Annotated in this window: 9 protein-coding genes; 4 read left to right on the top strand and 5 right to left on the bottom strand. The window is 68.5% G+C overall.

Features of this window, described 5'->3' with window-relative positions; genetic code table 11:
• Positions 1-261: 261 nt before the first annotated feature.
• Both ACWD4B_RS34340 and ACWD4B_RS34345 read right to left on the bottom strand, forming a co-directional pair.
• Entirely contained in the window at positions 262-702 is a 441-nt protein-coding gene (locus tag ACWD4B_RS34340) for a VOC family protein (RefSeq protein ID WP_451424449.1), read from the bottom strand.
• Between the two features lie 86 nt (positions 703-788).
• A complete protein-coding gene (locus ACWD4B_RS34345; protein ID WP_451424450.1) occupies positions 789-1145 on the bottom strand; it encodes a VOC family protein in 357 nt (118 codons plus the stop codon).
• A 58-nt stretch (positions 1146-1203) separates the two neighbouring features.
• Between ACWD4B_RS34345 and ACWD4B_RS34350 the strand changes: the two genes are divergently transcribed.
• Positions 1204-1785, top strand: a complete 582-nt coding sequence (locus tag ACWD4B_RS34350; RefSeq protein WP_451424451.1) for a nucleosidase — start codon at positions 1204-1206, stop codon at positions 1783-1785.
• An 8-nt stretch (positions 1786-1793) separates the two neighbouring features.
• On the opposite strand, the gene ACWD4B_RS34355 is transcribed toward ACWD4B_RS34350, so the two are convergent.
• Together ACWD4B_RS34355 and ACWD4B_RS34360 are read right to left on the bottom strand one after the other, a co-directional pair.
• On the bottom strand, positions 1794-2621 hold the full coding sequence (locus ACWD4B_RS34355) for a MerR family transcriptional regulator (RefSeq protein ID WP_451424452.1): 828 nt from the start codon (positions 2619-2621) through the stop codon (positions 1794-1796).
• A 152-nt stretch (positions 2622-2773) separates the two neighbouring features.
• A complete protein-coding gene (locus tag ACWD4B_RS34360; protein ID WP_451424453.1) occupies positions 2774-3577 on the bottom strand; it encodes an alpha/beta hydrolase in 804 nt (267 codons plus the stop codon).
• A gap of 140 nt (positions 3578-3717) precedes the next feature.
• Here ACWD4B_RS34360 and ACWD4B_RS34365 point away from each other — a divergent pair, with 140 nt between their 5' ends.
• The gene (locus ACWD4B_RS34365; RefSeq protein ID WP_451424454.1) at positions 3718-4755 is read left to right on the top strand and encodes an NAD-dependent epimerase/dehydratase family protein; all 1038 of its coding nucleotides are present in this window, start codon (positions 3718-3720) and stop codon (positions 4753-4755) included.
• Here the strand turns inward: ACWD4B_RS34365 and ACWD4B_RS34370 are convergent.
• Positions 4749-6101, bottom strand: a complete 1353-nt coding sequence (locus tag ACWD4B_RS34370) for a hypothetical protein (RefSeq protein WP_451424455.1) — start codon at positions 6099-6101, stop codon at positions 4749-4751. The genes ACWD4B_RS34365 and ACWD4B_RS34370 overlap by 7 nt on opposite strands.
• A gap of 214 nt (positions 6102-6315) precedes the next feature.
• Between ACWD4B_RS34370 and ACWD4B_RS34375 the strand changes: the two genes are divergently transcribed.
• Together ACWD4B_RS34375 and ACWD4B_RS34380 are read left to right on the top strand one after the other, a co-directional pair.
• Positions 6316-7014, top strand: coding sequence for a hypothetical protein (locus ACWD4B_RS34375; protein ID WP_451424456.1), 699 nt, complete (start codon positions 6316-6318; stop codon positions 7012-7014).
• Between the two features lie 142 nt (positions 7015-7156).
• The gene (locus ACWD4B_RS34380; protein ID WP_451424457.1) at positions 7157-7588 is read left to right on the top strand and encodes a hypothetical protein; all 432 of its coding nucleotides are present in this window, start codon (positions 7157-7159) and stop codon (positions 7586-7588) included.
• Positions 7589-7859: the final 271 nt, after the last annotated feature.

Raw genomic sequence — 7859 nt, forward strand, 5'->3', positions numbered from 1 at the left:
GGCGGGGGTCCGGCGGACCTTCGCGCCCCGTCAGGGGCGCGGGGCTGTTTCTCCCCCAGCTACCGCTGGGAGGTACCCCCAGCGGCTCCGCCGCGTGGGCGCGCCCGGCCACGACGCGCCCTCAGTCGAAGGGCCCAGGGCTTCGCCCCGGATCCCTGGGGCAGTGCGTCGACTGCAGGCCGACTATGGCTGGTCGCGCAGTTCCCCGCGCCCCTTACGGGGCGCTGTGGTGCCGCGCGACGAAGATCCGCCGGACACCCCCTAGTGGGGGCCCGGCACCGGGTCCGTACCGAACACCCACGGCGCGAGCACGACGAGCCAGCCGTCCGGGTCCTCGAACAGCACCGCACCGCGCTCGGGCCAGTACGGATTGGCCGCGGCCACAGGCCGGTGCCCGCGCTCCTCCATGCGCCGCACGACGATGTCACGGGCCTCGGTCCCCTTGAGATACAGCACCAGTTGGTTCTCGGGGTTCGGCTCGGGGATCCGCGGCTGCACCCCGTGCTGCGTGATCTCCATCTGGACGGGCGCGCCGGGCAGCCCGAACACGACGCCGTCGTACCCGGCGTGACCACGCCAGTCGGCGAGCACGGGGAGGCCGAGGTCGTCGCGGTAGAAGGACAGGACGTCGTCGTACTTGGCCGTCGGCCGCGCGAACCGCACGGCACCGACGGCGAGATGATCGGGCCAGGTGGTGGTCATGGGGGCAGCGTGTCACGTGTGGGGGGCGGGGGTCGTCGGGCGGGCGTCGGGAGGGTGGTGGGCCGTTGGTCCTAAGGCATGTGAAGTCAGCAGTACTGAACCAGGCAGAATTCGTGCTCTTCGGGATCGGCCATCACCACGACCACGCCCTCGTCGTAGTCGTGCCGTTCGCCGGTGAACGTGCCACCGAGGGCGATGACTTGGGCAATGCCCTGGTCGATGTCGTCGACTGCGACGTCGAGGTGCAGACGCACCTTGCCGCGCTTCGGCTCGGTCACGGGCTGGAAGATGAGACGGGGCTGCGGGTCGTCGGGGCCGCCGCCGAGGTAGACCCAGCCGGGCTGGGACGGCCCCTCCGGGCGGTCCAGCAGCACACTCCAGAAACCCGCCACGCGTTTCACATCGACGCAGTCGACGGTCACTCCGACCCAGCGGTTCGCCATGTGGTCGAGATTACCCGGACGTTTGATCACCATCACAAGCGCCCCGTAACCTGGCCGAATGCAGCTCATCGGAGAAATATCCGCCGACCGCCCCCTGCTCGTCCTCGCGGTGAAGGAAGAGGCCGCCCACCTCGACGGCACGCTTCCCGTGCTGCTGACCGGGATGGGCAAGGTCAATGCGGCCACCGCCCTGGCGACCGTGCTCGCCCGTGGGCCGAAGCCGTCCTCGATCGTCAACCTGGGCACGGCGGGTGCCCTGACGGCGGGCTGGGCGGGCACTACACAGGAGATCGCGGTGGTGATCCAGCACGACCTGGACACCGATCTGCTGCACACGCTGACCGGCGACACGTTCGGGGGGCCGATCAAGCTCGCCGGTTCCGGAACCGGCCCCACCCTGGCGACCGGCGACACCTTCGTCTCCGAGTCGGCGGCGCGCGAGCGGCTCGCGGCACGTGCCGACCTCGTCGACATGGAGGGGTACGCGCTGGCTTCGGTGGCCGAGCAGGCCGGGGTGCCGATCCGGTTGGTCAAGCACGTCAGCGACGAGGCCGACGAGGGTGCCGCGCGCAGCTGGCGCGAGTCCGTCGACGACTGCGCACGGGTGCTGGCCGAGTGGGCCCGGACCAACCTCGCCTGATCCGCGAGTTATGCGGTGGTGATCGGCTCCTGGAGCTCGGTCACCCACCCGGCCCGGTCCTCCGGCGCCTTGAGGCAGAGCTCCCGGGCGAAGCCGGCGGACCGGTGGCCGTTGGCGTCGATCCACCGGGCCAGGGCCTGGACGGTGGGCATGACATCGTCCATCGAACCGCGGTGGACGATGGTCGCCGCGCTGTCGATCGCGGGCAGGTCGACAAGGGTGAAGCCGGAGCCGATCGCGCTCGTGGCGACCGGCATGGCGGCGTGCACGAGAATCGCGTCGCCGCCGTCCGCGCCCGGCGCGCTCTCGTAGTACGCGATCCCCGACCCCACCGGGGTCACCCCTGCCTCGGTCAGCCTCCGGCACAGCTCGTCGAAGAGCGGCCCGACGACCGGGCCGATCTGCTCGGGCGCGTACCCGGCGGCGACACCGCTCAACTCGGCCACACGGACGGTCGGGATCCGCTTGACGACGACATCGTCGGTGCTCATGCGTCCCTCACTCTCGATCGTCCGGAGCCTCGCCTCGACCTGCGCCAGCCGCATCGCGGCAGCAGCCACGGCCTCTTCGAGCTCGGCCTGCCGCAGCCGCAGCATGCCGCGCAGCTGCTCGGTGCTCACCTGCTCGTCCAGGATCACGTGCACCTGCTGGAGCGTGAATCCGAGCTCCTTCAGGGCGATGACCCGGTTGAGCCGCGCGAGCTGGCCGGCCTCGTAGAAGCGGTAGCCGCTGACGGGGTCGACCTCGGCCGGGCGCAGCAGCCCGATGGCGTCGTAGTGCCGCAGCATGCGGACGGACACACGTCCGTGCCGGGCGAAGTCTCCGATGGTGAACATGGTGTCTCCGAGTCGAGGGCCTCACACGGTGGCAGGGTCAAGGGGGCCGCTTCTACTTGCCGGCGCCCTGGTGGAGCCACGGGGAGGAGGTGACCCAAAGCCGGCCCCATGACTGGCGCGGGGAGCAGACCATGAGACAGCACCCGGACCGCTCACGAACCACCACAAGTCCACTGCACGACTGCTTCGATGACCTGCCGCTGCCAGATCCGTGTCTGCGGATGTTCGTGGTCCGGGTCCTCGGGCATGGCGATCCCATGCTGTGCACCATCGATCTCCAGAAGCTGCCGATCAGCGGTCCCCAAGAGAGGCAGGAACTTCCGCGAGGACTCGACGGGAATGAACGTGTCCTTCGTCCCGTGCACGACGAGGGTTCGCTGACAGACCTTGGCAAGGTATTCGGCGGGAACCACGTGGAAGACCTCGTTGAGCAGGGGCCGCCCGAGCTTGAAGCTCGGTGAGTGGCGCAGATACCCCTGCGCGAACAGTGACCGCGCCTCGTCGGGCTGCAGGTGGCCGGCTCTCCAATACGGCTTCTGATCGATGAATCGACACTTGTAGTCGAACAGCGGATTGAACGGCACAAGTCCTCGAACCATCTGCGGCCAAGCGGCTGCAGCCATGGCTGTGGCACCGCCGGAGAAGCTGGCACCGATCAGATACACCGCCCGGGTACCGGCCCTTCCCATGACGAACCCGGCTGCCGAGCGGATGTCGTTGGCGACTGCAGCGAGCGTCAGATCCTCCTGGCGGCCTTCGCTGACCCCATGCCCGCGCAGGTCGAAGCGCAGCACCGCTGTTCCTGCTGCCGCAAGTCCGGCAGAGAGCAGCCGGTAGAAACCGCCTTCCTCTCGCGTCACGCCTCCGCCGTGGATCAGTACAGCTCCACGGCTGGGCTGGGAGACGGACTCATACGTCCCTGCGAGCCGCAGCCCGTCCATGCTGCCGAACTCCACCGGTGTCTCGTACGAGTTCGATGCGGCGATCGAAAGCCCCCCTTCCATCCCATAGCCTCCAAGCGGCGCCGGACGGTCAACGGTACGTACCCAGCAGTCACCGTTGTGACGCGCTCCGGCGTCACGGCAAGATCAGGTCCATGACGAAGACGCTGTTGGTCATGGGCGGTTCGCACTTCCTCGGACGGGCGGTTGCCGTCGAGGCTCTGGAGCGCGGCTGGCAGGTTCACGTGTTCAATCGCGGCAGGACCGGTAGGAACCCGCACGGAGTCACCGCGCTCCGCGGCGACCGTACCGATCCGGCCGAGCTCCGGCGGCTTGCCTCGCACGGCCCCTGGGATGCGATCGTCGACACCTCCGGAATGGACGCGGATGCGGTCGACGCCTCGACCCGGGCACTGGCAGACGTCACACAACGCTATGTCTACGTCTCCACCGTCTCGGTCTATGCCCAGTGGCCCATGAAGCCGCTGACCGAGGATAGTCCTACGCTGGCCACCACCCCCGCAGAGTGCGTGCCCCAAGACGTCAACGTGGCCTACGGCTTGGACAAAGCCCGTTGCGAGACGACTGCCCTGCGCAATCTGGGCAGCCGTCTGTCGATCCTGCGGCCGGGCGTCATCCTCGGACCGCACGAGAACATCGGCCGCCTGCCCTGGTGGCTGCGGCGCGTCGCACGTGGCGGCAGGATTCTCGCGCCTGGCCGCCCGGCGCAGCCGATTCAGCCCGTCGACGTACGCGACGTCGCCGCGTTCGCGTGCCACCGTGCCCAACATGCCGACGGGCACGAGGTCTTCAATGTGGCTGCACCGATCGGGCACTCCACGATGCGGGACCTGCTCCTCGCATGCGCACGGGCCACCGGGACCGGCACCGGACAGGCCGAACTGGAGTGGGTCGACGACTCCTTCCTGCTCTCGCACCATGTGCGGCAGTGGACGGAGCTGCCCCTGTGGCGCACCTACCCCGCCACATGGCAGGTCGACGGCGAACGAGCCCGGGCCCAGGGCCTGGAATGCCGACCGTTGGAGCAGACGGTCACGGACACGTGGAACTGGATGACGAGCGGCGAGGCCGTGCTGGAGCACGAGCGGGCCGCCAGGCACGGGATCGGCGCAGCCAAGGAGGCGGCGCTGCTTGAGGAGTGGCTGCGGACCCGCCGCCCAGGGCCTCACTGATCCAGGGCTCGGGGAGCCGATGCCGGCAGCAGAGTCCTGGCCGACTCCCGGCCGAAGTCCACCAGTCGTTCTCCGAGCTCGGATGTCAGTCGCGCACGCAGGAACGGCCGACTCGCCAGCATGTCCCCCACGTTCGTCACACGACGCATCAGGCCGTCGACCCGGTGCTCGGGGGGAACGGTAAAGACCGCCTCCAACGCCCGTCCAGCAGCTTCCAACTCCTGCTGGAGCAGGTGTCCATATGCGAGGTCTGCAGCTGCTTCGGATTCCACCTTGACGGACCGCTGAGCCGAAGGCCGCGCTCGGACGAGCTCCAGTGCCCGGCCCGAGCAGGAGACCACACCGTCACCGTGTCCCAGTACGGCCCAAGAGGTATCTGCGGACATCTGTGCGCGTTCTTCGCTGAATCCGAATTCACCACCGATGCCGTCGTGAAGGTCGTCCAGCACACTTCGGTCGGTGAATTCGGCAGCGCTCAGTTCACGCCGCGTGTCCGCCGCCTGACCGAGGTGCGCGTATGCCCGACCGGCAATGCTGTGCAATCTGCTGAGAGCCGCGCCCGACGAAGCCCATTGCCGGGCGGCTCCGACGTGGAGGAGGGCTTCCCCTGGCCTGCGGTCCCAGTAGGCCAGGAGAGCAAGCGTTCCAGTGCACCATGACATGAGGGGGTGGTAGTCGATGGGCCGCGCATACATCATCGCGGCGTAGGTGAGCGTCTGCGAGGCCTCCCGTGCCCCGAGGTCGAAGGCGGAGGCCGCCATCAGTGCAGATGCCTGGCCGGCGATCAGGTACAGGTCACGGGATTGATCCGGCCTGTGTGTGAGAGGCATGCGCCGTCCAGCCAGTTCGCGCATGCGTTTCGCGCTGATGAACACCTGGTAGGGAGCGATCCGGTGATAGGAGCGGGCAATGCGTTCCACCTCGGTTCGCATCAGCACGATGGCTTCAGCCGTCAGGGCCTGCGCGGCGGCTTCTCCAGCATGAGTGGCAGCCTCGTACGCGGACGTCATCAGTTCCTCGTCGTCGAATTCCGCTCCTCGCGACGGCGTCACGCATGCGGGTTCGACAGCCGGTCGCGGTGCAGGGTCCAGGAGTTCGCGCGCGGAAGAGGCGAACATGTGGTGAAGGACTCTACAGGCCAACGGGTGTGGCTGACGCCGCACTTCGCCCGTCCGCCAACGCGCGTACTGCCGCTCACCGACGGTCGCCTGCCGCATCTCCGGATCGTTGTCCCGATCGCCGAGGGAACGGGCGGCCCGCTCGAACTCGCGACAGAACTGTTTGTACGGCTCGATGTTCTGCTGCCTCACCAGTCTGCGCAGCAACGTCTCCGGGGCGGCTTCCATACCTTCTTGGGTATCACCTTCGCTCAGTCCTTGATGCCCGCTCCCCGAAGATGACAGGAAGACGGCACCTGCGTGGCGCGGTGGAGCAAAACGCGTCGATTCGAGGCAGGCATAAGGCGGTTCCGCGACATGGAGATGTCCTCACGCGTGGCCGAGGCTCCTCCCATACGACGATCACTGCTGCGATCGAGGCACACTCGGATGGGGAGAGCCCATGGGAAGCACAGCTGTACGGAACAATGCAGCGGAGCCGGCCGCCGGGCCGAACCTGCGAGCCATCCTCCGCACCGCCACCCGCGTCCTCCACGACGACCCGGCCGTCCGCCCTCAGGACACCCGGCAATGCGCCGAGGCCAGTTCGCTCTTGCGCGAGCACCTGCAGGAGGTGATCCCGGCCGTGGAACGGCAGCTCCAGGAACCCGGCGCACCCCCGGCCGGGAACCGGGTGCTCGCCGCCGCGCAGTGGTGCCTCACCATGGAGCCGCGCCCCGGAACCCGCGGCATCGTCTCCCACACCGAGCTCCTGGCCATCAACGTCCAACGGCTCGCCGCACTTCTGCCAGGGCACCATTCCGGCGCGCCCCGCGCCGCCCTGTACGCCTGCATCCACGACGGCAGCGATCCCGCAGCCGTCATGCGCCGCCTCCACCGGCTCGCCGCCGTGCACGGCGCATCCGTCGCCGTGGCCGAGTACGACACGGGGCCGCTGCAGCGCCCCTGCGGCACCCGTTTCGCCTGGCGCCGGATCACCGGGCAACTCGCCTACGGCGGGAGCGGATCCGTACAACTCCTCCTTGCTCCGACGGCCGAGCAGATCGCGCTCGCGGACACCGCCCGTGCGACGGTGGAAGACCGGCTACGGTCGCACGGTGTCGCCGTCCGCTATCTGTCGCCTCCCGACGACGAGTCGTAACCGGCGTCAATTTTCCGGTAGTCGAGCACGCGCGTTCTGGCGGTCCGACGGCCCACGGCCCTACGGTCCCTGACGCTACGTCAGACGCAACCGGTCCACGAGAAGGGACAGCACCCTCATGAAGCGGATCCACAGATCCAGATTGCTCCTGACCCTGCTCGCCGTGCTGGCCGCCGTCCCGGCCACCGCCGTCAGCGCGGCGTCGGCCGAGCACAAGGCCGTCGCCGCCGCTCACGTCACGGTCCGGGACGCCACCGACATCACCGGCCTGTACCAGCTCAACGCCAACGGCTACACCGGCACCCTGCACATCCTGAGCGCGAACCAAGGGCAAGTGCAGGCCGACATGCGCTTCTACGCGCTCGGCTACGACGAGCGCGTCAGCGGCGCCTGGTCCGACGCCTCGCGGACGCTCACCCTCTCGCGCCCGCTCGCCGGGAGTTCCGAGGTGCAGACGTACACGCTGTGGGCGGGCGGGAGCAACACGTCCACCTCGCACCTGATGTTCGGCGGCTACTTCACCGACTCCTCCGCCGGCCGCTACGGCACGTTCGCAGAGTGGATGTGGCGCTGACCTCATTGCGCCGCGCCTCACTGGCGAATCCGCCCCAAACCGGCGAGACGCCTGAACTTCACACCAGACGCGACTCCCCGGACGAATCGCTCAACGCCTCCTGTGACAGTGCGAGCCCCATGATCCCCAAGCGGTGAACTCTCCGGTACCTTGATCCGCTGTCAGCGGCTGTTGAACCGACAACCGCTCGGCTTCTCAAGCGCCGCACAGGGTACGGCGCAGCACATGTCACTATTCGGGGGAACATCAACCATGCGTTCTCTGCGCATCA

Source organism: Streptomyces sp. NPDC002536 (assembly GCF_053594995.1).